The following is a 23,988-nucleotide window of genomic DNA, read 5'->3' on the forward strand; positions in this document are numbered from 1 at the left end:
GGGTCTCCGGCAGGAGCGGGATCAGACCACGGCGCGTGCCAAGGCGGCTCCCGCTTCGCGCAGCCAGCGCCCCGGTTCGGCGAGTGCGGCCTCCGGTGAGCCGGCGAGCGCGCTGAGGGAGGCGCACGCGGCGAACGGTGCGGTGTCGGCGTCGTCGGTGATGCGCCCCGCGGCGAGCATCGCACGGGCACCCGCCGCTGCGGCGAGCCCGGCGAGGAACGAGGGTACCTTGCCGTCGCCCGACTGTCCGTCGTACGACCCCTCCCCCGTGACGACGACATCGGCATCGGCGATCGCGCCGGCGAGGTCGATGAGCGCGGCCACCTCTGCGGCGCCGGGAGCGAGCACGCCACCCCACGCCGCCAAGGCACCTCCCGTGCCTCCTGCCGCTCCGTGGCCCTGACCGGCAGTGTCGATATGCAGCAGGTCGGCGAGGCGACGCAGGCCGTCGTCGACCAGAGCGATGTCCTCGGCCGCGCGCAGCCCCTTCTGGGGGCCGAACACCGCGGCAGCACCGCGCGGACCGGTGAGCGGATTGGTGACGTCGGTGAGAACGCGCACCTCGGGGGCCGCGCGCAGGGCGCTCAGGTCGACGGAGGCGATGTCGTCGAGACCGCGCGCGCCGCGTACGACAGGTGCACCCGCGGCGTCGAGGAAGCGGGCGCCGAGCGCGGCGAGCATGCCCGTGCCCCCATCGGTGGACGCACTGGAGCCGATGCCGACGACGAGTCGCGAGACACCGTGGTCGAGGGCGGCGGCCACGGCTTGTCCGAGACCGGTGGTGTCGGCGTCCCACGGGCGCAGCTCGTGCAGCAGCTCGATGCCGGAGGTCGAACCCAGATCGACCACGGCCGTGCCCGCCGGGGCGCTCTCCGTCGGGGGCAACAGCAGCCAGCAGGTGTCGACCCTCTGCCCCGCCGGACCGTCGACCGTGAGCGGCATCCGCACGGCGCCGGGCACAGCCGCCTCGAACGCGGCCATGGTGCCCTCCCCGCCATCCGCCATCGGCCGATGCACGAACTCGGCGGTCGGATCGACCGATGCCCAGCCGTCGGCGAGGGCGGCCGCGGCATCGGCTGCCGTGATGGTGCCCTTGAAGCTGTCGGGGGCCAGCACGACCCTGGTCACCGCACGCTCTCCGCGGTGCTGGCGCGCTCGAGGAGATCGGTCGGGATGACGGCGGCGCCCTCTGCCTCCGGCATACCCTCGATCGCATCGACCAGCGCAGAGACCGCGCGCTGCGCGAGCGCGGTGAAGTCCTGACGGATCGTGGTCAGCGGTGGCCGGTAGTTCGCGGCCTCCGGCACATCGTCGAAACCGATCACGCTGACATCCTCCGGGACCCGGCGACCCGACTCGGAGACAGCCCGCAGAAGGCCGAGCGCCATCTGGTCGTTGGCGCAGAAGACGGCAGTGGACGAGGCGAGTTCTCGACCGGCCGCGTACCCGGAGTCGGCGCTCCAGTCACCGCGGACGACGGCGGGGGGACGGATGCCGGCAGCGGTGAGGGTCTCGCGCCACCCTCGCTCGCGCTCGACGGCGGCGAAGGAATCGGCAGGACCGGCGAGGTGATGCACGATGGTGTGCCCGAGGGTGAGGAGTCGACGCGTGGCGGCGGCGGCCCCGCCCGCGTGATCGCTGTGCACGGAGGTGAACCCGGCGCCGGTCGGTGCGTCGACGACCACGAGCCGCAATCCGGTGGGGCGCTGAGCCGCGGAGACCAGGGCCGATGCCTCGTTCAGCACGATCGCGCCGTCGACCTCCTGCTCCGCGAGTCGATCGAAGGCCTCCGCGACCCCGTGAGCGGCGGTCACGAGGGTGAGCGCGTAGCCGCGTTCGGCCGCCGCTTCGGCCGTCGCCTGCAACATCCGCGAGTTGCCGACGGTCGCCAGGGTGGTGACCACGAGTCCGATCGTCTGCGAGCGGCCGGTGCGCAGGGCGCGGGCTGCGCGGTGCGGACGATAGCCGAGTGCGGTCATCGCCTGCTCGACGCGAGCGCGGGTGTCGGGGTCGACGCGCGAGCTGCCGTTGACGACGCGCGAGACGGTCTGCCCCGAGACGCCCGCGCGGGCGGCGACCATGGCCATCGATACGCGGCCGGACGCCGGACGCCTCCGGCGGGAGACAGATTCCTCGACGCGGTCGCGTCCGCTCTCGCCCACCCACATCCTCCTTCTTCGACACTCCGGCAGACCGCTGGTGCGCGACTCCGGCATGTTGACGTTATCACGGCCCTGTGCGTACCATGTTTACGTGAACACGCCCGAACTTCCTGAGTTGCGCACCGACACCCTCGGCGCCGGCGTCGTCCGACGCGCCACCACCCTCGCCGACGGCCGCGACCTCATCTACTACGACGACCCCGGCACCGCGCTCGGACCCGATCGAGCCATCGACGCCCGTGTGCTCGACCCCCGCCCTGACACCGCGACGATGCGCCTCGACGTGCTCACCGGCGACTGGATCACCGTCGCCGCGAACCGGCAGAACCGCGTGATGATGCCCGGCGCCGACGCCGACCCGCTCGCGCCCCAGACCCCGGGCAATCCGTCGGAAGTGCCCTCGCGCTACGACGTCGCGGTGTTCGAGAACCGCTCGCCCGCGTTCGGGCCCGCCCTGGCAGAAGCGGTGGGCGCCGCGCCCGAGGCATCGAACGCACCCCGCGGACTCGACGACCTCGCAGCTCTCGGCCTCGGCCGCACGCGCACCTCGGTCGGACGCTGCGAGGTCGTCTGCTTCAGCCCCGAGCACGCAGGATCCTTCGGCACGCAGTCCGTCACCCGCGCCCGCACCGTCATCGAGGCCTGGGCCGACCGCACGGCGGCGCTGTCGACGCTGCCCGGCATCGAGCAGATCTTCCCGTTCGAGAACCGCGGCGAGGCGATCGGCGTCACCCTGCCGCACCCGCACGGTCAGATCTACGCGTACCCCTACGTCACTCCGCGCACGACCCGCGTGCTGGAGTCGATCGAGCGCACGGCCCCCGACCTGTTCCAGCACATCCTCGAGTCCGAGCAGGCATCCGAGCGTGTGGTGTTCCGCGGCGAGCACTGGACAGCCTTCGTGCCGTTCGCCGCGCGCTGGCCGCTCGAGGTGCACCTGATGCCGCACCGCCACGTGCCCGACCTCGCCCAGACCACGCAGGCGGAGCGCGACGAGCTCGCCCCGCTGTACCTGCGGCTGCTGCGCGGTGTCGACGCGCTCTACGACTCCCCGACCCCCTACATCGCGGCCTGGCACCAGGCACCCGTGCACGTCGGTCGCGACACCGTGCGCCTGCACCTGCAGCTGACGAGCCCCCGCCGCGCCGCCGACAAGCTGAAGTTCCTCGCCGGCTCCGAGGCCGCGATGTGGGCGTGGGCTGCCGAAGTGCCGCCCGAGGTCGGAGCCGCGCGCCTACGCGAGGCGATCGAACGCGCGTCCCACGACCAGACCGACCCCGGAGCATCCGCATGACCGCCGCGCACGACGCCCGCACCCTCTTCACCCGGCTCACCGGCTGCGAACCGGATGGACTCTGGTCGGCACCGGGACGCGTGAACCTCATCGGCGAGCACACCGACTACAACGACGGGTTCGTCCTGCCGTTCGCCATCCCGCAGCGCACGGTCGCCGCCGTCGGCCGGCGCGATGACGACCGCGGTCGCGTCCTGGTCGGCTCCACCTTCGCGGACGAGCCGGTCGAGGTCGGCCTCGACGACCTCGACCGCCTGTTCCCCACCGCGCCCGGCTCGCATCCGGCCGTCCCGGAATGGGCCGCCTACCCGCTCGGGGTCGCCTGGGCGCTGCGTCAGGCCGCGGTGGAGGCCGGCCCGTTCGGCGGACTCGACATCGCGATCGCCTCCGACGTTCCGGTAGGGGCGGGGCTCTCGTCGTCCGCCGCGATCGAAGGGGCCACGGCTTCCGCCCTGAACGAGCTGTGGGGCACCGGGCTCGACGGCACGACCCTCGCCCGCATCGGACGACGTGCCGAGAACGAGGCCGTCGGCGCGCCCACGGGGATCATGGACCAGATGGCGTCGATGCTCGGCCGCCCCGACACCGCGATCTTCCTCGACTGCCGGTCGCTGGAGACCCAGCTCGTACCTCTCGCCGTCGCCGAAGCCGGACTCGCCATCCTCGTGATCGACACGCGGGTCAAGCACGCCCACTCCACGGGTGGCTACCGCGAACGCCGGGCCTCGTGCGAGCTCGGCGCGTCGATCCTGGGGGTGTCCGCGCTGCGCGACGTGTCGATCGACGACCTGCCGCGCGCCCAGGAGCTGATGGACGACGTCACCTTCCGGCGCGTGCGCCACATCGTCACCGAGAACCAGCGCGTGCTCGACACGGTGCGGGTGCTGCGCGAGCAGGGTGTGCGCGCGATCGGCGATCTCCTGCTCGCCTCGCACGCATCGATGCGCGACGACTTCGAGATCTCGACCCCCGAGCTCGACGCCGCGGTCGACACCGCGCTGGCGGCCGGTGCCCTGGGAGCGAGGATGACGGGCGGCGGATTCGGCGGAGCCGCGATCGCACTGATCGAGCAGGATGCCGTCGAGGCGGTCTCGGATGCCGTGAACGGGGCCTTCGCGGCCTCCCGATTCGCGGCCCCTCTGCTGTTCACGGTGACCCCGTCTGCCGGCCCGCGCCGCGACGCCTGACGAAAAGACCCATCGAGCCGCGACCATGTCGCGGCGGGAGAGGAGACGCAATGTCCTGGATCGTCACCGGCGGCGCCGGATACATCGGCGCCCACGTGGTGCGCGCGCTCGCCGACGCCGGGCTCACCCCGGTCGTGCTGGACGACCTGTCCAGCGGCGTCGCATCGTTCGTGCCCGAGGGGGTGGCGTTCGTGCAGGGCAGCATCCTGGACCGCGAACTCGTCGAGAAGACGCTGCGCGATCACGACGCCGCAGGAGTGATCCACGTCGCGGGATTCAAGTACGCCGGCGTCTCGGTGCAGCGCCCTCTGCACACCTACGCGCAGAACGTCGAGGGCACGCGCGTGGTCCTGGAAGCCATGGAGGCCGCCGGCGTCTCGAACATCGTCTTCTCGTCGTCCGCCGCGGTGTTCGGGACCCCCGACGTCGCGCTCGTGGTCGAGGACACCCCCAAGAAGCCGGCGAGCCCCTACGGCGAATCGAAGCTGATCGGCGAGTGGCTGCTGCGCGACCAGGGCATCGCCACGGCCGGCTCCGAGCGGCCGCTGCGTCACACGTCGCTGCGGTACTTCAATGTGGTGGGCTCCGCCGACCCGACGGTCTACGACGTCAGCCCGCACAACCTCTTCCCGATCGTGTTCGAGGCGCTGCTCGCGGGCACGACCCCCAAGATCTTCGGCGACGACTACGCCACCGAAGACGGGACGAATGTGCGCGACTACGTGCACGTCGGCGACATCGCGGCGGCCCATGTGGCCGCCGCGCAGCGCCTCTCCGACGGACGTCCGATCGAAGCCGCCTACAACCTCGGCTCGGGCGACGGACTCAGCGTGAAGCAGATCATGGACGCCGTCGCCCGCGTCACCGGCATCGACTTCGCCCCCGAGATCGGACCGCGGCGTGCGGGCGACCCCGACCGCATCGTGGCGACGGGCGCGCTCGCAGCGCGCGACCTCGACTGGACCATGCGGTATTCGGTCGACGAGATGGTGCGCACGGGGTGGGAGGCGCGGCAGGCTGCTCGCCCATAGCAGTCAGAGGTCGCGGGACCTGATCGGATAGAGCCAGAAGCAGAACCAGGCGAGCGCGGTGAACCCGAGCGGGATCACTGCGAGCATCAGCCGGATGCCGCCGTCGACGCTCTCGGGCTGTGCGTCGCCGAGAGCGGCGTCGAAGCCGGATGCCGTCAGCACCACCGCGGCGACGATCGCCTGCAGCACGACCGAGCCGCGCACCACGAAGCCGTTCACTCCGAAGTAGGCGCCTTCACGACGATGACCTGTGCGCGCGGCATCCTCGTCGATGATCTGGGCGAGCACGACCTCGAGCAGCTGCAGCAGGCCGCCGACGCCCACGCCGACAGCCACACCGACCAGAACCGCACCGGGCACGTCTGCCGCCACGAGGTAGCCGAGCATGGCCGCGCCGAACACCGCGACGCTCCACAGCAGCGCGGTGCGGGGAGAGGTGCGGCGGACGACCGCGCTCCACAGCACGATCGAGGGGATCGCGGTGACGAAGATCACCCCGAGCAGCAGGCTGCCCTCTCCCTCCGGTGCTCGCAGGGAGTACCTGACGTAGAAGGGGACCGCCGCCAGGATCACGGCGATCGAGGTCTGCACGAACAGCGATCCGAGCACGTAGGGGACGAACGCGCGGTTGCGGAAGGTGTACTTCAGCTGGTCGCCCCAGCGCATGGCCTCCGATGCCGCCTCCGGAACCCGCCGCTCGATCATCCCCCCGAAGAACGACCACACGAGCAGCACCAGGCAGACGGCGCCGAGCACCAGGGCCATGCCCGGCCAGCCGAGCGCGCTGTACAGCGCCGGCGCACCGGCTGTTCCGAGCACCATGCCGAGGATCGCGAAGATCTGTCGTGGGACATTTCCTCGGGCGCGCTCCTCGGTGGTGCGGAAGATCTCGGGGAAGAGGGCGGAGATGTTCAGCACCACGACCACGAAGGCCACGTCGTACACGGCGACGACCACGAGGAACCAGATGATGAGACCGCTCACGGGGAGCTCTGGTGGCACCCACACCAGCGCGAACGCGACGACGAGCGGCACGATGCCCAGGCCGATCCAGGGGATGCGCCGGCCCCACGGTGTGCGCAGTCGGTCGGAGACCGTGCCCACGACGGGGTTCAGCACAGCGTTCAGGATGCCGTGGGCGATCATCGCGACCGCCACCCATCCGGCGGGAACGGCGAGATGAGAGACGTAGAAGTAGACGACGAAGGCCGAGAACGTCTGCGCCATGAGCTGCGTCGGGAAGCCCGAGGCACCGAAGGCGATCGTCTGCGCTCTGGTCGGCGCCGCGTCCAGACGTCTGTCACGCACCCGCTCGCTCAGCGACGTCACCGGGCGTCTCCTCTTTGCAGGTCGCGCAGGTCGCGCCAGCCGATGCGCACGAGTGCCTCATCCTCGATCGCCTGCAGCACGGCAGGATCGCTCAGCAGTCGCAGTTCGTAGCCGCGCTTCGCCGCGCTGAAATCGACAGCCGCGCGGAGCTCGTCGTCGTCGACCATGGGATGCAGGTAGATCTCGGTGACGCCGGCCGGCACTGCTCGCAGCAGCGCGATGAAGCCGTCGCGCATCTGCTCGTACGTCTCCTCGTCCGGTGTGCCCTCGCGAAGGAGCTCGAACGGGTGCGACCACAGCCGGTCGATGATCTCGACGCCGGCTGCATCAGCGGCTGCCGCCGCAGCGTCGAGCTGGGCCTGCAGCGCGGGATCCTCGCCGACCCCGTCCATGCTGCGCGGCAGCCGGAACGGGAGACCGTGTCGTGCGGCGAGCTCGAACACCGGACGGAGGAAGCCTCGTCCGGTCACGAGCCCGTAGACCGAGCCCATGTGATTGTCGAGGTGCGTCACGTCGACGCCGGCGTCGAGCGCGGTCTGCACCTGAGCGGCGAGTTCGTCGGCGACATCGTCGTCGGTGGCGTTCTGCTCGACGGACAGGACGTCGGTCGGGAAGAAGCCGGTTTCATCGACGAGGCTCGTGGCGGTACCGGTCAGCGGGCGCCACCGGTAGCGGGCCCATTCGCTGGTGAGAACGAGGTGCACGCCGACGTCGAGGTCGGTGCGGGAGGCCGCGAAAGCGAGCGCTGCCGGTGACCACGAGCACGGGACCATGACGGTCGTGGAGTCGATGCGTCCGGCTGTGAGCAGGTCGACGATGGCGGTGTTGGCCGCATGGCACATGCCGAAATCATCCGCATTGAGGATGATCGCCCGCGCACCGGGCGCGAGACCGAGTCGATCGGCGAGGTCGGAAGGTGCGGTCATCGGGGATCCTGTCGGGTGATTCGAGCGGCGGTGCTCGGACGGGTGGTGTTCAACGGGCGGTGTTCAACGGCCGCCCTGGGAGGTGGGAGTGAGGATGCGGGCGAAGAGTTCGCCGCGGAGCGCAACGGCCGCTTCGTTGACGGCGCCGACCAGTGGAGCCTCCGGACCGAAGGAGGAGACGAGAAACCGCAGGGGGAGCTGCGCCTCGTACTCGGCGGCGATCCGCACGATCGCGGCGACGAGTGCCGGGTGGGCTGCCTCGCCGCTGAGGATGAATGCTTCCGGGTCGAGCACCAGCCCCACGCTGCCGGCCACGAGAACGATGCGTCGAGCGATCTCGGACACGATCCGTACCGCCGCAGCGTCTCCGAGGACGGCCGCCTCCAGATGATCGGCGAAAGAAGCCCCGGGATCGCGGCCGGCGCCGAGGGCCAGGTCGCCCACGACCGCGTCGCCCACGAGGGGCGCACCGATCGGGATGGGCGTCTGCGGCAGGTACATGACTTCGCCGGCGACGCCGGAGAAGCCGCGGTGCAGCGCGCCGTCGATCACGATGCCGGCTCCGAGCCCGTCGTCGAGGAGCAGGAGCGCGAAGCTGGCGAGGGCCGCTCCTTCTCCGGCGGTGAGCTCGGCGAGGGCTGCGAGATTCACATCGTTCTCGATGCGCACAGGACAGTCGAGGGCGGTCGACAGCGCCGCGCGGAAGGCTCCGCCGTCGGGGCCGAGGTCGTCACGGATGCCGCCGTCGGCGGTGACGATGCCGGGCACTCCGACGACCGCCAGGTGAACGGCGCCCTTCGCCGCTTTCACCGTGCGGCGACACCGCTCGACGAGGGAGACGATGTGGGTCACGCGATCTTCGGCCTCGGTGAACGGGGCGTGCTCCTCCGCCCGCACGGTTCCTCCGGCGTCGACGAGCACGACGTGGGCGGCATGGTGATCGACGTGCACGGCGACGGCGAACCCGAGGCGCGGATGCAGGGCGACCCGTCCGGCGGCGGGTCCTCTCGTGTCCCGGTCGAGGCCTGCCGATGCGACGGCCCCGGCGTTCTCGAGCATCCGCAGCACCTGCGTGACTGCGGTGCGTGACAGACCGGTGGCGGACATCAGCTCCGAACGGGTCTGCGGGCCGCTGCGCGCGAGCGCCTCCAGGATCGCGCGGCCGTTGAGCGTGCGCAGCAGGCCCTGCGGTCCCGCGAGTGGTCTGGACATCTGTTCCCTGGGTTGCCTGTCTGGTTTTCGCGTACCGCGCCAGGTGTCGTTCCGACGCGATGCCGACACGGAGCCGGGCGCAACGCCCGCCAGCATGCCACATCGTGTCGCACTAGTCGACACGTCGCGCCGAGCCTGCACGTCTCAGTTCACGTTCTGAGCAGTGCAGAGCGGCGGGCAGCCGGCCTGTCGCGGGCTGTGCTCACCGGCTGGGGCACGCGCCATCGTCGGGCGGGATCCCACCACGCGGGGCCGCGGACGTGCGGGGTGCCGTGTCGCATGCGGATCTCCCATCCGGAGGCGTCGAGGGTGCGGTGATGGTGCCAGCAGAGGGCGACGCCGTTGTCGGTGTGGGTGGGCCCGCCGCGCGAGTGCTCCTGCACATGGTGGATCTCGCACCACGTCGCGGGGACGTGGCAGCCGGGAATCAGGCATTCGCGGTCACGGAGAGTGATCGCTCGGCGTTGATGGGCGCTGAAGATCCGGTCGGAGTTGCCTATTCCGATGATGCGCCCTGCCGGGTCGAACAGCACCCGCTGCACTCCACCCGCGCAGGCGGTGTGCGCGGCGGTGCGCACGGATACGGGGGCGTCGGTACCGTCGACGTGCGCCCACCCGTGCCCGGCGATGTAGTCGTCGGCGGTGACGGTCACGACCAGAGTCGGTGCGGCGCCGCCGAGACGGGCATCTCATCGTGCCTCGCAGCGATCCCCAGCACCGCGGCGAGGGTGTCGTGCTGCTTCTGTGCGCGGGACCGGGTGTCGATCGTCCGGGCGGGATCGTCGGAGGGAAGGACATCGTCGCCCGTTGCCCCCACCGCCTCGGTGGAGGCGGCCTCGTCATGGTCGACCAGGACGGACGGCTGGAAGACGACGACCCCGGGCGCGGATGGCCCGTCGACTCTCGGATTCAGGTAGGCATCGAAGATGCGCTGCAGCTGTCCCGCGACCTCGGGCAGCAGCCCGCCCCGGATCGGGATCACCCCGTCTTTCGCCCGGCCCAGGATGATCCCCCGGGCGCGCATCGCGATGTCGCCTGCCGGCTCCGCCCCGTCGGGGTCGAGGTACTGCACGATCACCTGAGCCAGGATCCGGAGGTCTTCCGGCGTCGCCGGTGGTGCCTCTTCGCCGTCGACAGCCGCATCCGCGTCGGCGCAATGGCCGTCGTCCGCTCCCTGGGCAGCGACCGCGCATCCGCGGGCATACGCCGCAAGCTCCGCATCTGCGAGCAACCGGTCAGCCGTACCGACCCGGACCGCAGCGTGTTCCACCGGTCCTGTCGCCGCCAGCAGCCCGGCCACCCCCACCGCCCCGTCGAGCATCGCCGCCCGCATCGCCGGCCACCGAGCCGGCAGGCGAACCCCCGATGACAGCTCCACCTCGCGACGCACAGCCTTCGCCGCCTTCACCACTCGACCAGCGCCCGCGGCATCCGTCCGCAGCACCCGCTGCAGCAGCTCGCCCATCGTCCGACACCCGAATCGACCGCAGAATGCCAGCTCACCCGACCCGGCCGGGCGCGCATCGACAGACGCGACCGTCTCCACGACCAGCGCCTCCACGCGCCGCTGCACCTCCCCCGCCACACGCAAGAGCTGCATCTTCGCGTCATCCGGCAGCCCCGCCACCACGTCGGAGCGCAGCAGCACGTCCATATCAGCGGCCGTCTGACCGAGCGTCTCCACCGGGGTTGTCATACGCGTAAGTCAACCCGGAACCACCGACATTCCCCGCCGAATAAGGCCAGTTCAGGGCAGTATTCCGGAACTCATACGAGGTCCGCGATTCCTCCACAGGCGAGGCGGATTCCCGCCTTTCCCCACGTACGGCAGATCGCGCCCCACGGCTCGCCCGGACGTCGGGCTCCCGGCGCAGAATCGGTACATCGCCCTCCACAACACACACCCGCCGAGGTCGATGGAAGCCCGAGCACCCTCCGCGACACGGATCTCGATCCATGCGCTCTCGATTTGACGCTCTCGATTTCGCGAATTAGATTACAGATCGGTAACGGTGGCATCCGGGGGGATCGACCGCCGCGCACACCTGCCTCCCGGAAGGACCCCGTCACGAATTCCCTGCCACCCGAGCGCCATCACGACGCCTCGGAAGCCCCCGCACACGTCCCTGGCTCGACGCGACCGCTCTTGCGGCGCGACCTGAGGCGCTCCGCAACCGCGGATACACGGAGTTCCCGACGGGCGAATGCAGTTCCCGCCACCTCCACGCCCGAAGCAGCCACCCCGGTCGATGCACCGTCCGCCGGCGACACCACTTCCGTGACTGACCCCACCCCGGCACCCGAGGCAACCCCCACACCCGAGGCAGCACCCGCACCAGAGGCGGCCCCCGCGCCCGAGGCGGCCCCCGCGCCCGAGGCAGCCCTCACGCCCGAGGCAGCCCTCACGCCCGAGGCAACCCCCACACCCGAGGCAGCACCCGCACCAGAGGCGGCCCTCGCCCCCGGGGCAGCCCCCACCTCCTCCGCAACGCCCGCCCCCTCCGCCGACGCCCCTCCGGCCAGCCCACAGGCACCCCGCGCTCCCCGTTCCTGGGATCCTCGTCTGCGCCCGCGACACCTGGCCGCGCCGACGGCGCCGACTTCTCGAGCTCTGGTGCGCCGGGAGAAGCGTCGGTGGGCGAGGGCCAAGGCGCTCGGGGCCACACTGGCGATCGGCGTGCTGATCTCCGGCGCGGCTCTTCCCGCACTCAACCCGGTCGGCGGCCAGGCCGCCAACGCCAGCGCCAGCGTCTCCACCGCGGCAGAAGGAACCGCGCAGTCGTACACGGCGAAGGCGGGAATCCGCGCCCAGATCGATCCTCGCGGGAACTTCTCCGCGACGACGCCCGAGGAGATCAAGGAGACCCGCTCCCGCGCCGCTGCCGCCGCCGTCGCCGCCGGCATGCCGCTCTCCAGCGCGATGGACATCCCTCTCGCCGGACGCATCGTGATGCCGATGGCCGATGGGACCTACTCGTTCACCGATGGCTTCGGCGCCTCGCGGCCGGGCCGATCCCACCTCGGCCAGGACTTCGCCGCCCCCATCGGCACCCCCATCAACGCAGCGATGAAGGGCTGCGTCTCGCGGTCCACCGAGAGCTACCAGGGTTACGGCGTCACGATCCAGATCGAGAGCATCGTCGACGGGCAGGCCGTGAGCACCGTCTACTCGCACATGACCTACGGCAGTCGCGCGGTCGAGGTCGGAGACTGCGTCGAGGAGGGTCAGTACATCGGCGACGTCGGCTCGACAGGGTACGTGTTCGGTTCGTGCCTGCACTTCGAGGTCCACATCAACACGGTGGCGGTCGACCCCCTTCCGTGGCTCAAGAAGAACGTGAGCTGACCGGTACCGCACGACCCCACGCCGCCTGTGCGATCACCGTAGGGTGGCGGGATGAGTCCACTGGCGATCCGCGACGCACGCGCCGAAGACGCCGATGACATCGCCGGCGTGCACGTGCGTTCGTGGCAGGCCGCCTATCGAGGACTCATCGACCAGTCCGTGCTCGACGGCCTCTCCGTCGATGAGAGGGCCGCGGGTTGGCGGCGCATCCTCGCCGAGCCGCTGCCGACGAGCCTCGGAACCCTCGTCGCCGTGCGCGACGACCGCCTCGTCGGCTGGGCGTCACTCGGCTCGGGCCGCGACCCCGACGGCCTCGCCGACGGAGAGGTGTACGGCATCTACGCCGACCCTTCCGCCTGGTCCACCGGCGCGGGTCATGCCCTGCTGGCAGCCGCCGAGCAGCGGATCACCGAGGCCGGTCACGACCGCGCGTACCTATGGGTGCTCGACGGCAACGAGCGCGCCGACGCCTTCTACGCCCGTCACGGCTGGCTCGAAGACGGCGCGATCAAGATCGAGGAGCGTCCTCAGCTCACCCTGCGCGAGCACCGCCGCGTGAAGACACTCTCCGCGTGAAGACGATCCCCGCATGAAGATCCTGAGCACCTGAGGGCACGCCGCCGGCGGCCGCCTCAGTCGAGTGCGCTCATCACGTGCTTGATACGGGTGTAGTCGTCGAAGCCGTACTGCGACAGATCCTTCCCATAGCCGGAGTGCTTGAATCCGCCGTGGGGCATGTCCGACACGAACGGGATGTGGGTGTTTATCCACACGCAGCCGAAGTCGAGATCACGCGAGAAGCGCATCGCCCTGGCATGATCGGTCGTCCACACCGACGCGGCGAGCGCGTAGGGCACGTCGTTGGCCATCTCCAGGGCCTCGGCGTCCTCGGAGAACGCCTGCACCGTGAGCACCGGTCCGAAGATCTCGCCCTGCACGACCTCGTCGTCCTGTCGCACGCCCGATACGATCGTGGGCTCCCAGAAGTAGCCGCGGTCGCCCTGGCGGCGTCCGCCGGTCTCGATCGTCGCGTGCGCGGGCAGGCGGTCGATGAAGCCCTGCACCTGCGCGAGCTGTGCCGCACTGCTCAGCGGGCCGTACAGCACCCCCTCCTCGTGCGGGCCACCGGTGCGGGCGTGGGTCTTCGCCCTGGCGACCAGCGCGGCGATCAGCTCATCGTGCCGCGAGGCGTGCACCAGCACCCGGGTGGCGGCGGTGCAGTCCTGTCCGCCGTTGAAGAATGCGCCGGTGATGATGCCCTCGACGGCCTTGTCGATCGACGCATCGGCGAACACGATCGCCGGAGCCTTGCCGCCGAGCTCGAGGTGCACGCGCTTGACGTCGGCGGCCGCCGAACGGGCGACCGCCATGCCCGCACGCACCGACCCGGTAATGGCGACCATCTGCGGCGTGGGGTGCTCCACGAGCGCGACACCCGTGTCCCTGTCTCCGAGCACGACGTTGAGCGTGCCGGCAGGCGTGTGCAGCGCGACGATCTCGGCGAGCAGCAGGGTGGTGAGCGGCGTCGACTCCGCAGGCTTCAGCACGACCGTGTTGCCGGCGGCGAGCGCGGGAGCGATCTTCCACACCGCCATGTTCAGCGGGTAGTTCCACGGCGTGACCTGGCCGATCACGCCGACGGGTTCGCGCCGCACGAAGGAGGTGTGGCCCGCGAGATACTCCCCCGCAGCCCTGCCCTCGAGGCTTCGCGCCGCACCCGCGAAGAAGCGCAACTGATCGACGGACTGCATGATCTCGTCCGCGACGAGGCTGGCCCGGGGCTTGCCGGTGTCCTGCGATTCGAGGTCGGCGAACTCCTCCGCTCGCGCCTCCATCTCATCGGCGATGCGGAACAGCGCCAGCTGCCGTTCGCCGGGCGTGGTGTCGCGCCAGATCGGGAAGGCGGCGGATGCGGCGGCGTAGGCGGCATCCACGTCACTGCCGTCCGATACCGGGAGCTCCCCGTAGGTCTCTTCGGTGACAGGGTCGACGAGCGGCATGCGGTCGGCGCCGCTCGCGGGCACGTAGCGGCCGCCGATGAAGTTCTGCAGCGGCGCGGAGTTCTTCAGGAGGTGACTGGACATGGGGTCATCGTATCGACATCCATACGGAATCTGAAGATCTGATCAGACGAAACAACTGAATCGGTTGCAGAATGCAGAACCGGCTGACAATATCGACACATGAGCACGAAGCCGTCCCAGCCTGCCCTTGATGACATCTCGAAGCGCATCGTCGAACTGCTGCAGGAAGACGGCCGCCGCCCCTACGCCGAGATCGCGCGCGAGGTCGGCCTGAGCGAAGCAGCGGCTCGCCAGCGCGTGCAGCGGATGACCGAGGCCGGCATCATCCAGATCGTCGCCGTCACCGACCCCATGCAGCTCGGCTTCCACCGCATGTCGATGATCGGCATCCGGGTCTCGGGTGACCCGCGCGAGATCGCCGAGGAGCTCACCACGATCCCCGAGCTGGCGTATGTGGTCGTCACGCTCGGCACCTTCGACATCCTCGTCGAGGCCGTGTGCGAGAACGACGAGCACCTGATCGATCTCATCGCGACCCGCATCCGCACCATCCCGGGCATCACCCACACCGAGAGCATGCTCTACGCAGGCCTCTACAAAGACCTCTACAACTGGGGCACGCGCTGAGGCGCGCCCCGCACACAACGGAGAGAACAATGGGCACCACCGTCTTCGAACGCCAGCAGCCGTCGCCGTCCGTCATCGACGCCTCGCTCCGCGACACCGACCTGCGGGTGTTCTGGCTCGACGACGTGGATCGACCGACACACCCTCGTCTCGACGGCACGGTTCGCGCCGACCTCGCGATCGTCGGCGGCGGGTACGCCGGGCTGTGGACGGCGGTGCGCGCGAAGGAGCGCGACCCCGAGCGTCGTGTCGTGCTGCTCGAGGCCTCGCGCATCGCGTGGGCCGCGTCCGGACGCAACGGCGGCTTCTGCGAGTCGAGCCTCACCCACGGCCACGAGAACGGTGTGAATCGCTGGCCGGAGGAGATCGACCGACTCGAAGAGCTGGGCCACGCGAACCTCGACGGCATCGGCGAGACGATCCAGCGCTACGGCATGGATGCGGAGTTCGAGCGCACGGGGCAGCTGGCTGTCGCCGTCGAGCCGCACCAGGTCGAGTGGTTCCGCGATGAGCCGGGCTTCCTCGACCGAGAAGCCGTGCAGGCCGAGGTGCACTCCGACACCTTCCTGGCCGGAGACTGGGACCGCGACGGCTGCGCGATGGTGCACCCCGCCAAGCTCGGCGTGGAGCTGGCCCGCGTGGCCGCCGACCTGGGGGTGGAGATCTACGAGCACAGCCTGGTGCGCGGGATCGAGGGCGACGGATCGGGACCGATCACCCTGGTCACCCCGAACGGCCGGGTGGTCGCCGATGCCGTGGCCCTCGGCACGAACGTCTTCCCCTCGCTCCTCAAGCGCAACCGCCTGATGACCGTGCCCGTGTACGACTACGTCCTGATGACCGAGCCGCTCACCACCGCGCAGCTGGCATCGATCGGCTGGTCGAACCGGCAGGGACTCGCCGACAGCGCGAACCAGTTCCACTACTACCGGCTCACGGGCGACAACCGCATCCTGTTCGGCGGCTACGACGCGGTCTACCACTTCGGCGGCAAGGTGCGGCCGGAGTACGAGGACCGCATCGAGAGCCACCGCCGGCTCGCCTCGCACTTCTTCACCACCTTCCCGCAGCTGGAGGGTCTGCGCTTCACCCACCGCTGGGCCGGGGCGATCGACTCGTCGAGCCGCTTCTGCGCCTTCTTCGGCACCGCCCGCAAGGGCCGCGTCGCCTACGCGACCGGATTCACCGGGCTCGGCGTCGGCGCCGCGCGCTTCGCGGCCGACGTCATGCTCGACAAGCTCGCCGGCGAGGAGACCGAGCGCACCCAGTTGCGGATGGTGCGCGAGAAGCCCATCCCCTTCCCTCCCGAACCCGCCGCCTCGATCGGAGTCAACCTCGTGCGCGCAGCGATGAACCAGGCCGACCACAACGAGGGCAGGCGCAACCTGTTCCTCAAGACGCTCGACGCCGTGGGCATGGGGTTCGACTCGTGAACGTTCTCGCCGCAGGGGCGGGAGTGGATGCGGCGGCTCTGCCCCTCGATCACGGACCTCTCCCCGCGGACGATGTGCTCGCCGGGTCGCCGACGGCCGCCGTGCGCGAGCTGGCGGCGCTCGGCGGGACCGAGATCGGCATCTGGGAGATGACACCGGGTACCGCGACCGACATCGAGGCCGACGAGGTGTTCGTCGTGCTGTCGGGGCGCGCCACGATCGCGTTCGCCTCATCGGGACTGCCCGACCTCGAGGTCGGCCCCGGCTCGGTGGTGCGCCTCGCCGAGGGCATGCGCACCACCTGGACCGTCACCGAGACGCTCCGCAAGATCTACATCACCTGACGCACCGGGGCCTCCCGCTCACCCCTTCAGCAGCGGACGCACCGAGGCGTAGGCGTCGGCGACGTCGCGCGTCGGCACGTCGTAGACCCGGGCGATGCCGTTCGCGCCCTGGTGGCGCGGCCAGCCGGGGTCCCCTCCGGTGACGAAGGCGACAGCGGCGCCGTGCACCTCGTCGGCCAGCTCCTGCGGCGGATGCGGTCCGGCGAGCGGCTCCATGGCCGGACCGTCGAGGCAGTCGAAGAAGAACGGCACGTCGAGGCAGTGCTCGGCGAACCCGAAGTGGCCCGACGGCCAGGAGAACCGGTACAGCCAGGTGGGGGCGTCACCACGGTCGGCGACGATCTTCAGCAGCGCCGAGCGGAACATCCGGTCCGTCAACAGCCGACCGCCCACCCGGGCGTTGCCGAGCCCGGTGATGTCGGAGTTGGCGGCGAGGTACTCCCGTCGCACGCTCTTCGGCAGCCCGAGCCTGTTCAGCAGGAGCGACCTCGGCACCCAGCGCAGCTTCTTCTCGGACCCTGTGAACACCATCGTGAACTCGTCGTCGGTCGCACCGAGCACGAGCGGCTTGTCCGCCCCGACCCCCGCGGCGAGGGACTCCCGCGTGGGGCGCACCAGCAGGTCGCCGTCGACGGCGGGCCCGAGCGGCAGGCCGTCTTCGACCACGCTGCCGAGCGAAGCCGGTCCGAGCGCGGTCGCCTTCTTCTGCAGCTCGAGGATGCGCTCCTCGCTCAGAGACGAGAAGCCCGCGACGGTCGGCTCGACGCCCGCCGCTGCGGCAAGCGCACGCCCGAATGCCTCGGCACGGGCGGGAGCCACGTCGGCGAGCGCGCCGGAGATCGCGTACACGCCCTGGAACAGGTGCTGCGCCTTCTCCATCCCGAGCAGGGTCAGCACAGCCCCTCCACCGGCGGACTGCCCGGCGATCGTCACCCGCGACGGATTCCCGCCGAAGTCCGCGATGTTCTGCTGCACCCATTCGAGGGCGAGCAGCCAGTCGCGCACACCCCGATTGGACGGTGCGTCCTCGATCCAGCCGAAGCCGTCGAAGCCCAGGCGGTACGACAGCGACACCGTAACGACGCCGTCGCGGTTGAAGTTGCGTCCGTCGTACCAGGGGCTCGCCGGTGAGCCCGCGAAGTACCCGCCGCCGTGGATCCACACCAGCACCGGGAGGCCGGTCCCCTGCTCGGCGCGGGTCGGGTCGGGGGTGAAGACGTTCACGTTGAGCGTGGAGTCGCCCTCGATGCTCGGCTCGGGGATGAGCGTCACACCGGGGTCCCCGCGCTGCGCGGTGGCGGCGAACTCGAGCGCGTCGCGCACACCTTCCCAGGGTGCCTTCGGCACGGGCGCCTGGAAACGCAGCTCTCCGATCGGCGCCTCGGCGAACGGGATGCCGAGGAAGCCGGCAGAGCGCGCATTGCCGCGCCCTCCCGTGGTCGCACGCCAGCGGCCGCGCACCCGTCCGGCGCTCGTGCTCACCTCGACATAGTCGGCGGTCGTCTCGAAGTCGGTATCGGTCATGAGAGCATTCTCCCGGTCGTTCCTGGTCATCAGCGCACTCCCCTATAGCCGCGACCGCGACCGCGACCGCGACCGCGACCGCGACCGCGACCGCGAGGATATTAATGCCGAATGTTGTTCGGTATTAATCCGACATGCTGGCAGATCGCAGGACATCCCCGCAAGCCATTCACGAACGTTGTTTGGTTTTTGTGTTCTCGTCGCGCCGGTTACCCTGGAGCCATGGCGACACGAGGGGCGTATGCGAAGGGCGTCGCCAAGCGTGAGGAGATCCTCGAAGCCGCTCTCGCCGTCGTCGCCGAGCACGGCTACCGCAAGGCCTCGGTGCGGGAGATCGCGGATGCCGCCGGTCTCAGCCCCGCGGGCCTGTTGCACTACTTCGGCAGCAAGGAAGAGCTCTTCGTCGCGATCCTCCGCGCCAGAGACGACCGCGACGAGCAGGAGTACGCGGGCGAAGACGCCTCCAGCGCCTTCCTCGCGGTCATGCGCCACAACACCTCCGTCCCCGGACTCGTGCAGCTCTACGCGCAGCTGGCCGCCGAGGCGGGAGACCCCGCGCACCCCGCTCACGCCTACTTCCGCGAGCGCACCGAGCGGGTCGAGGCCCTCACCCGCGCCCGGGTCGCCGAGGATCAGAAGGCCGGCCGGATGCGCGACGACCTCGACCCCGCCTGGGTGGTGCGCACGCTGCACGCCCTGGCCGATGGGCTCCAGGCCGCGTGGATGCTCGATCCATCCCTCGACATGGCCGCCGAGATCGAGCAGTTCCTCGTGCTGCTGCGTCCGTCCTGACGACCCGCGTCAGTCGAGCGTCGTCGCCGCGGCGTGCGGCATCCGCGCCCTCATGATCCGCACCGCCTCGGGGTTGTCGTCCACGAGCACGGCGTCCCGGCCCAGCGCCGAGGCCACCGCTCCCGTCGTGCCGCTCCCGGCGAACAGGTCGAGCACACGGTCTCCGGGACGACTCGATGCCGTCACGATGCGGCGGAGGATCCCCTCCGGCTTCTGCGTGGGATAGCCGGTCTTCTCCCGCCCCGTCGTCGGCACGATGGTGTGCCACCAGACGTCGGTGGGCAGCTTGCCGCGCGCGGCCTTCTCGGGGGTGACCAGTCCCGGCGCCATGTAGGGCTCGCGGTCGACCTCGTCGGAGTTGAAGACGTACTCGCGCGGATTCTTGACGTAGACCAGGATCGTGTCGTGCTTGGTGGGCCAGCGGCTGCGCGACTTGGCGCCGTAGTCGTACGCCCAGATCAGCTCGTTGAGGAAGCAGTCCCGCCCGAACACCGCGTCGAGCATGACCTTCGCGTAGTGCGCCTCCCGGTAGTCGAGGTGCAGGTAGAGGGTGCCGTCGTCGGCCAGCAGCCGCCACGCCTCCTCGAGCCGGGGCATGAGGAAGGCGCCGTAGTCGTCGAAGCGGTCGTCGTAGGCGCGCAGCATCCCGCGCACCCGCTCGTACGCATGGCCGTGGAATCCGTGCCGCACCTCGGTCTCGGCGGCCGCCGGTGCAGAACTCCGGACGATCGGCGACGCATTCCCCGTTTCGGCAGCCACCGCGCCCGGATCCGCGCCTTCTTCCTGAGTTGTGAACGACCGTCGCGCGGTGACCACCTGCCGCTCCTGTGTGCGACCGGTGTTGAAGGGCGGGTCGAGGTACACGAGGGTGAAGGATCCGGAGGACAGGGTCGCGGCCACGGCGAGGTTGTCGCCCTCGATGATCGTCACCGCACCGCGCACGACCGGCTCAGGCACGACCGGCTCAGGCACGACAGGCTCAGGCACGACAGGCTCGATCGCGTGCGGCGCGGCGTCCGGCGGGTCCGCCGCGGTGGACAGGTCGGGATCCGGCGCCGTCACGGCACCCGATGCAGCCACGCCTCGGTGGCGAACTTCGACTCGACGAGGGCTTCGGCATCGGCGTACTCGTCGGCCGAGATCGATCCCGTCTCGGCGTCGGTCAGCGAGCGGAACGTGTCCTTGAAGCGCTCGATGATCTCGGCGCGCTCGAGCCCGGTCTGACTGCGCAGCGGATCGACGCGCTTCGCGGCGGAGGTCGTGCCCTTGTCGCTGAGCTTCTCGCGGCCGATGCGGAGGACCTCGGTCATCACCTGACCGTCGATGTCGTACGACAGGGTCGCGTGGTGCAGCACTCCCCCGTTGGCGAGGCGCTTCTGGGCAGCACCGCCGATCTTGCCGGTCGGACTCGCGATGTCGTTGAGCGGCTGGTACACCGCGTCGATGCCGAGCGAGCGCAGCGCCTGCAGCACCCAGTCGTCGAGGAACGCATAGGAGTCGGCGAAGGTCATGCCGGCGACGAGCGATGCGGGCACGTACAGCGAGTACGTGATGATCTGTCCGGCCGCCATCAGCATCGCCCCTCCGCCGGAGATGCGGCGGACGACGTCGAACCCGTGCGTCGCCGCGCCCTCGGGATCGACCTCGTTGCGGTACGACTGGAAGGATCCGATCACGACGGCCGACTCGTTCCACTCCCAGATGCGCAGGGTGGGTCGACGGCGGCCCTCGCCCACCCGAGAGGTGAGAACCTCGTCGAGGGCGAGGTTCATGCGCGGCGAGACGGCATCATCGTGCACGATCTCCCAGTCGAAGTCACGCCAGCCCGGAGCGGTCACGAGCGCACGGCGCACCGCGGTGCCCACGGCCTCGGGGCTGAAGCCGAGCAGCTGGGCGCCGTCGGGAAGAGCTCCGCGGACGGCGTTCGCGATCACGGTCGCGTCCGACTCGACCGGCAGTCCGTTCACGGCGGCGTTGATGTCGTCCAGCGCCGAGTCGGGCTCGAGGAAGAAGTCGCCGGCGAGGCGGAAGCGGGCGATCCGATCGTCCTCGATCTCGAGGTCGACGACGACGAGCTTTCCACCTGGGACCTTGTATTCACCGTGCACGGTTCCAGCTTAAGGCGCGCAGCCCCGGTTCCGGCGGGTCAGCCTCCGAGCACCACCACCCGCTCCCCGGCGCGGATGGGCGTCGAGTACCGGTTGCCGACCGGCGGGAGCGGGCACACGAACTGGTCCGAGAACGCGCACGGGGGCAGGTAAGCGCGGTTGAAGTCGATCACGGCCGTGCCGTCGGCGGCGGGTTCGTCGACCGGGAGGAACCGGAAGCGGTACGTCTCGAGCCCGTTCGTGCCGTCGGCGAAGACCGCGCCCAGCGCTCCCTGCGCGCTCCGGGTCACGGTCAGCGTCTGCGGAGCCCCTGCCAGCTCGAACCGCAGTCGACCGGCGACGGGCGTCTCCCGCGCATCCCCGTCGACCGACGTGATCACGATCTGCTCACCGGGCGTCTCCTCGAACACGGCCGGCAGCCGCCAGCGCTCGTCGGGGGCGTAGGCGTCGATCGCCGTGAACCACTCGCGCTGCGGACGGGCCGGATTCAGCACCCGCAGGGCGAGCGTGCCGTGGCGCTCGAACACGCGCAGCTCGCGGCGCCCGAGGCGGATGCTCTCGCCTCCGCGCAGCACGACGGTGGATCCCGCCCGACCGAGCTCGCTGCCGCGGATGCCTCCGTCACCGGTGAGCGCCCAGAGACCGGGGATGCCGTCGACGGCCGCCGCCTCGGTGATGAGCCAATTCGTCGACTCCAATGCCGACGGACCGTACTCCGAGCCCGCGTAGCGCTCGCGTGACGCGTGCCAGTCCTGCCAGTCCTTCACGAAGCTCATCGGAGCGGTCCCTCCCGTGCGAGGGCACCGCAGAACGGGGCACTCCTCGCTCATGCGCGGAATATTGCCCCGAATCTACGGGGGCTCCGCGCCGGTCGAGGCGGCAGCGTCACACGCCTTCACCGCGCGTAACGCCGCGTCACACCGGCCTCATCCGGGAACATCTCACGGGTCTCGGCGATGAAGCCGCGAATCTCAGCGGGCGGGGATGTGCGCGTCGAGCCAGGCGAGCACGTCGGCGCGCACCTCTTCCTGCTGCAGCTCCGCGAAGATCTCGTGACGCGCATCCGGGTACACGAGTGTCGTGACATCGGTGAGGCCGGAGCGGCTGCGGTACTCGTCGGCGAGCTTGTGCACGCTGCGGGGTCCGCCCACCGGGTCGTCGCGACCCACGAGCAGCAGCATCGGGATGTCGTGTGCGAGGTCCTTGGCCGGGCGGCCGTAGAGCTTCGCGGCCTCGATCGGGCCGAAGAGCTTGAGCAGCGGCACGTCGGTGGTCAGCGGATCCTCGTCGAACGCGGCCCACACGGCAGGATCGCGGCTGAGCCACTCGAGCCCCGTGGCCCCCTCGCCTGCCCAGCGCGCGTTGAGCGGCGCGGCGTTCAGCGAGCCGGGCATCCGCAGCGCAGATCCGGAGAGGATCACGGCGTCCCAGGCTTCCGGGTGATCGTTCACGAGCATCTGCGCGAGGAACGAGCCCCAGGAATGCCCGAGCAGCACGAGCGGGAGGTCGGGGTTCTCCTCACGGATGATGCCCGTCAGCTGCCAGATCGCCTCTTCGGCTGCGCGCAGTCCGCCCTTGCCCAGGCGTCCGAGCTTCTCGGGTCCGCCGTGCTGGCGGATGCCGGTGCGTCCGTGCCCGCGGTGGTCGTCGGCGTAGACGTGGAAGCCGGCGCCGGTGAGCGCGGCGATCAGCGCTCCGTACCTCCCGGCATGCTCGCCGACGCCGTGCAGCAGCTGCACCACGCCCCGGGGCGTCCCGTGCGCAGGATGGACGTCGTAGACGATGTCGACGCCATAGGCGTCGGTGAACTCGCGGGTATCCATCACGGTGCGAGCCTACTCACCCTGCGAGGGGGCGGCTACCGCGCGAGGGCGTCCCGGATCGCGAAGGCGATGTCGCGGTCGGTGACCTCGTAGCCGCCGACCCCGTCGGAGGCCGACCCCATGCGCACGCCGCCGTCCTCGGTCACGGCACGCTTCGCGGAGAAGTGGATGGCGTCGACGCCCGCCGCCGCCAGCACCGGAGCGCTGGTCACGTCGACGCCGCTGCCGGCCATGATCTCGATCTCGCCCTCGGCGGCGGCGACCAGAGCGCGCAGCGTCTCGATGCCGTCGATCGCGGCGGATGCCCCGCCCGAGGTGAGCACGCGGCGAAGGCCGAGCTCACGGGCGCTCTGCAGCGTCGCGACAGGATCGGCTGTCACATCGATGGCGCGGTGCAGGGTGACGGGGGCGCCCCCGGCGGCGTCGCGCAGACGGGCCATCGCGAAGAGGTCGAGGCGCCCTTCGGCGTCGAGGGCTCCGATGACGACGCCTGCGGCACCGGCGGCGATCGCGCGGCGGACGTCGCGTTCGGAGACGACGAGCTCGTCCTCGGTGTAGTGGAAACCTCCAGCGCGGGGCCGGACCAGCACGTGCACCTCGGGGCCGTCGGCACCTGCCGCCTCGACGGCGAGCTCGAGGGTCGCGGGAGACGGGGTCAGCCCGCCGAGGGCGAGGGCCGTGGCGAGCTCGACGCGGTCGGCGCCGACTTCTGCGGCGATCCGCACTCCAGCGGGGTCCTGCACGGCGATTTCGAGAGCGAGCGTTCGGGTCACCCCTCCATTGTGCCCGCTGCCGAGACGGCATCCGAAAAATTAGATAGGCTATC

At 70.6% G+C, this 23,988-nt stretch carries 23 protein-coding genes; 9 read left to right on the plus strand and 14 right to left on the minus strand.

All coding sequences use genetic code 11. The features are described from left to right. Positions 1 to 21 precede the first annotated feature (21 nt). Together D514_RS26915 and D514_RS26920 are read right to left on the minus strand one after the other, a co-directional pair. Positions 22 to 1,128 carry a glycerate kinase gene (locus tag D514_RS26915; protein WP_017829433.1) on the minus strand — a complete coding sequence of 369 codons (1,107 nt, stop codon included), beginning with the start codon at positions 1,126 to 1,128 and terminating at the stop codon, positions 22 to 24. After that, a complete protein-coding gene (locus tag D514_RS26920) occupies positions 1,125 to 2,087 on the minus strand; it encodes a LacI family DNA-binding transcriptional regulator (RefSeq protein WP_031205696.1) in 963 nt (320 codons plus the stop codon). Before D514_RS26920 ends, D514_RS26915 begins: the two co-directional genes overlap by 4 nt. Positions 2,088 to 2,253: 166 nt before the next feature. Between D514_RS26920 and galT the strand changes: the two genes are divergently transcribed. The 3 genes from galT to galE are packed head-to-tail and all read left to right on the plus strand — an operon-like array spanning position 2,254 to position 5,674. Continuing rightward, on the plus strand, positions 2,254 to 3,456 hold the full coding sequence (gene galT / locus D514_RS26925) for a galactose-1-phosphate uridylyltransferase (protein WP_051056556.1): 1,203 nt from the start codon (positions 2,254 to 2,256) through the stop codon (positions 3,454 to 3,456). After that, positions 3,453 to 4,643: a galactokinase gene (gene galK, locus D514_RS26930; protein WP_017829436.1), complete on the plus strand. Its 1,191-nt coding sequence runs from the start codon at positions 3,453 to 3,455 to the stop codon at positions 4,641 to 4,643. The genes galT and galK overlap by 4 nt, the downstream gene beginning before the upstream one ends. A 50-nt stretch (positions 4,644 to 4,693) precedes the next feature. Beyond that, on the plus strand, positions 4,694 to 5,674 hold the full coding sequence (gene galE, locus D514_RS26935) for a UDP-glucose 4-epimerase GalE (protein WP_017829437.1): 981 nt from the start codon (positions 4,694 to 4,696) through the stop codon (positions 5,672 to 5,674). A 3-nt stretch (positions 5,675 to 5,677) separates the two neighbouring features. On the opposite strand, the gene D514_RS26940 is transcribed toward galE, so the two are convergent. The 5 genes from D514_RS26940 to D514_RS38065 form a co-directional block, all read right to left on the minus strand. Further along, on the minus strand, positions 5,678 to 7,003 hold the full coding sequence (locus D514_RS26940) for an MFS transporter (protein WP_017829438.1): 1,326 nt from the start codon (positions 7,001 to 7,003) through the stop codon (positions 5,678 to 5,680). Continuing rightward, complete coding sequence (locus tag D514_RS26945; protein WP_017829439.1) at positions 7,000 to 7,929, minus strand: polysaccharide deacetylase family protein; 930 nt, start codon at positions 7,927 to 7,929, stop codon at positions 7,000 to 7,002. Before D514_RS26945 ends, D514_RS26940 begins: the two co-directional genes overlap by 4 nt. A 63-nt stretch (positions 7,930 to 7,992) precedes the next feature. Beyond that, positions 7,993 to 9,141 (minus strand): ROK family transcriptional regulator, encoded by a 1,149-nt coding sequence (locus D514_RS26950; RefSeq protein ID WP_017829440.1) that lies wholly within the window; start codon positions 9,139 to 9,141, stop codon positions 7,993 to 7,995. A gap of 149 nt (positions 9,142 to 9,290) precedes the next feature. Further along, positions 9,291 to 9,794 carry an HNH endonuclease signature motif containing protein gene (locus D514_RS26955; protein WP_017829441.1) on the minus strand — a complete coding sequence of 168 codons (504 nt, stop codon included), beginning with the start codon at positions 9,792 to 9,794 and terminating at the stop codon, positions 9,291 to 9,293. After that, positions 9,791 to 10,837 (minus strand): DUF222 domain-containing protein, encoded by a 1,047-nt coding sequence (locus D514_RS38065; protein WP_081603863.1) that lies wholly within the window; start codon positions 10,835 to 10,837, stop codon positions 9,791 to 9,793. The genes D514_RS26955 and D514_RS38065 overlap by 4 nt, the downstream gene beginning before the upstream one ends. Positions 10,838 to 11,419: 582 nt before the next feature. Between D514_RS38065 and D514_RS26960 the strand changes: the two genes are divergently transcribed. Continuing rightward, positions 11,420 to 12,487 (plus strand): M23 family metallopeptidase, encoded by a 1,068-nt coding sequence (locus D514_RS26960; RefSeq protein ID WP_236610923.1) that lies wholly within the window; start codon positions 11,420 to 11,422, stop codon positions 12,485 to 12,487. Positions 12,488 to 12,538: 51 nt separating this feature from the next. Next, the gene (locus D514_RS26965; protein WP_017829444.1) at positions 12,539 to 13,063 is read left to right on the plus strand and encodes a GNAT family N-acetyltransferase; all 525 of its coding nucleotides are present in this window, start codon (positions 12,539 to 12,541) and stop codon (positions 13,061 to 13,063) included. 56 nt (positions 13,064 to 13,119) lie between these two features. Here D514_RS26965 and D514_RS26970 read toward each other — a convergent pair whose 3' ends face one another. After that, on the minus strand, positions 13,120 to 14,571 hold the full coding sequence (locus D514_RS26970; protein WP_017829445.1) for a gamma-aminobutyraldehyde dehydrogenase: 1,452 nt from the start codon (positions 14,569 to 14,571) through the stop codon (positions 13,120 to 13,122). 99 nt (positions 14,572 to 14,670) lie between these two features. Here D514_RS26970 and D514_RS26975 point away from each other — a divergent pair, with 99 nt between their 5' ends. From D514_RS26975 to D514_RS26985, 3 genes are read left to right on the plus strand one after another with little or no spacing between them, the layout of a single operon-like run. Next, positions 14,671 to 15,138: an Lrp/AsnC family transcriptional regulator gene (locus tag D514_RS26975; RefSeq protein ID WP_017829446.1), complete on the plus strand. Its 468-nt coding sequence runs from the start codon at positions 14,671 to 14,673 to the stop codon at positions 15,136 to 15,138. 29 nt (positions 15,139 to 15,167) lie between these two features. Beyond that, positions 15,168 to 16,571 carry an FAD-binding oxidoreductase gene (locus D514_RS26980; protein WP_017829447.1) on the plus strand — a complete coding sequence of 468 codons (1,404 nt, stop codon included), beginning with the start codon at positions 15,168 to 15,170 and terminating at the stop codon, positions 16,569 to 16,571. Next, on the plus strand, positions 16,568 to 16,915 hold the full coding sequence (locus tag D514_RS26985; RefSeq protein ID WP_017829448.1) for a cupin domain-containing protein: 348 nt from the start codon (positions 16,568 to 16,570) through the stop codon (positions 16,913 to 16,915). Before D514_RS26980 ends, D514_RS26985 begins: the two co-directional genes overlap by 4 nt. Before the next feature lie 18 nt (positions 16,916 to 16,933). Here the strand turns inward: D514_RS26985 and D514_RS26990 are convergent, their stop codons facing one another. After that, on the minus strand, positions 16,934 to 18,439 hold the full coding sequence (locus D514_RS26990; protein WP_017829449.1) for a carboxylesterase/lipase family protein: 1,506 nt from the start codon (positions 18,437 to 18,439) through the stop codon (positions 16,934 to 16,936). A gap of 222 nt (positions 18,440 to 18,661) precedes the next feature. Between D514_RS26990 and D514_RS26995 the strand changes: the two genes are divergently transcribed. After that, the gene (locus tag D514_RS26995) at positions 18,662 to 19,231 is read left to right on the plus strand and encodes a TetR/AcrR family transcriptional regulator (protein WP_017829450.1); all 570 of its coding nucleotides are present in this window, start codon (positions 18,662 to 18,664) and stop codon (positions 19,229 to 19,231) included. Between the two features lie 9 nt (positions 19,232 to 19,240). Here D514_RS26995 and D514_RS27000 read toward each other — a convergent pair whose 3' ends face one another. From D514_RS27000 to D514_RS27020, 5 genes are all read right to left on the minus strand, one after another. Next, positions 19,241 to 20,161: a site-specific DNA-methyltransferase gene (locus D514_RS27000; protein ID WP_051056586.1), complete on the minus strand. Its 921-nt coding sequence runs from the start codon at positions 20,159 to 20,161 to the stop codon at positions 19,241 to 19,243. A gap of 128 nt (positions 20,162 to 20,289) precedes the next feature. Continuing rightward, entirely contained in the window at positions 20,290 to 21,339 is a 1,050-nt protein-coding gene (locus D514_RS27005) for a biotin/lipoate A/B protein ligase family protein (protein ID WP_017829452.1), read from the minus strand. A 38-nt stretch (positions 21,340 to 21,377) separates the two neighbouring features. Beyond that, a complete protein-coding gene (locus tag D514_RS27010) occupies positions 21,378 to 22,115 on the minus strand; it encodes a DUF1684 domain-containing protein (RefSeq protein WP_017829453.1) in 738 nt (245 codons plus the stop codon). 195 nt (positions 22,116 to 22,310) lie between these two features. Further along, complete coding sequence (locus tag D514_RS27015; protein WP_017829454.1) at positions 22,311 to 23,162, minus strand: alpha/beta fold hydrolase; 852 nt, start codon at positions 23,160 to 23,162, stop codon at positions 22,311 to 22,313. Between the two features lie 35 nt (positions 23,163 to 23,197). Next, positions 23,198 to 23,935, minus strand: coding sequence for a copper homeostasis protein CutC (locus D514_RS27020; RefSeq protein ID WP_017829455.1), 738 nt, complete (start codon positions 23,933 to 23,935; stop codon positions 23,198 to 23,200). Positions 23,936 to 23,988: the final 53 nt, after the last annotated feature.

Origin of the sequence: Microbacterium sp. UCD-TDU (assembly GCF_000340625.1) — a bacterium.
Lineage (GTDB): Bacteria > Actinomycetota > Actinomycetes > Actinomycetales > Microbacteriaceae > Microbacterium > Microbacterium maritypicum.

Bases quoted from the DNA above. Each gene is read 5' to 3' on its own strand.
- D514_RS26995 (WP_017829450.1), top strand. From the start codon at position 18,662: ATGGCGACACGAGGGGCGTATGCGAAGGGCGTCGCCAAGCGTGAGGAG.
- D514_RS26975 (WP_017829446.1), top strand. From the start codon at position 14,671: ATGAGCACGAAGCCGTCCCAGCCTGCCCTTGATGACATCTCGAAGCGC.
- D514_RS26970 (WP_017829445.1), bottom strand. From the start codon at position 14,571: ATGTCCAGTCACCTCCTGAAGAACTCCGCGCCGCTGCAGAACTTCATC.
- galK (WP_017829436.1), top strand. From the start codon at position 3,453: ATGACCGCCGCGCACGACGCCCGCACCCTCTTCACCCGGCTCACCGGC.
- D514_RS27015 (WP_017829454.1), bottom strand. From the start codon at position 23,162: ATGGATACCCGCGAGTTCACCGACGCCTATGGCGTCGACATCGTCTAC.
- D514_RS26920 (WP_031205696.1), bottom strand. From the start codon at position 2,087: ATGGCCATGGTCGCCGCCCGCGCGGGCGTCTCGGGGCAGACCGTCTCG.
- D514_RS26980 (WP_017829447.1), top strand. From the start codon at position 15,168: ATGGGCACCACCGTCTTCGAACGCCAGCAGCCGTCGCCGTCCGTCATC.
- D514_RS26945 (WP_017829439.1), bottom strand. From the start codon at position 7,929: ATGACCGCACCTTCCGACCTCGCCGATCGACTCGGTCTCGCGCCCGGT.
- D514_RS27010 (WP_017829453.1), bottom strand. From the start codon at position 22,115: ATGAGCTTCGTGAAGGACTGGCAGGACTGGCACGCGTCACGCGAGCGC.
- D514_RS26965 (WP_017829444.1), top strand. From the start codon at position 12,539: ATGAGTCCACTGGCGATCCGCGACGCACGCGCCGAAGACGCCGATGAC.
- galE (WP_017829437.1), top strand. From the start codon at position 4,694: ATGTCCTGGATCGTCACCGGCGGCGCCGGATACATCGGCGCCCACGTG.
- D514_RS38065 (WP_081603863.1), bottom strand. From the start codon at position 10,837: ATGACAACCCCGGTGGAGACGCTCGGTCAGACGGCCGCTGATATGGAC.
- D514_RS26950 (WP_017829440.1), bottom strand. From the start codon at position 9,141: ATGTCCAGACCACTCGCGGGACCGCAGGGCCTGCTGCGCACGCTCAAC.
- D514_RS26990 (WP_017829449.1), bottom strand. From the start codon at position 18,439: ATGACCGATACCGACTTCGAGACGACCGCCGACTATGTCGAGGTGAGC.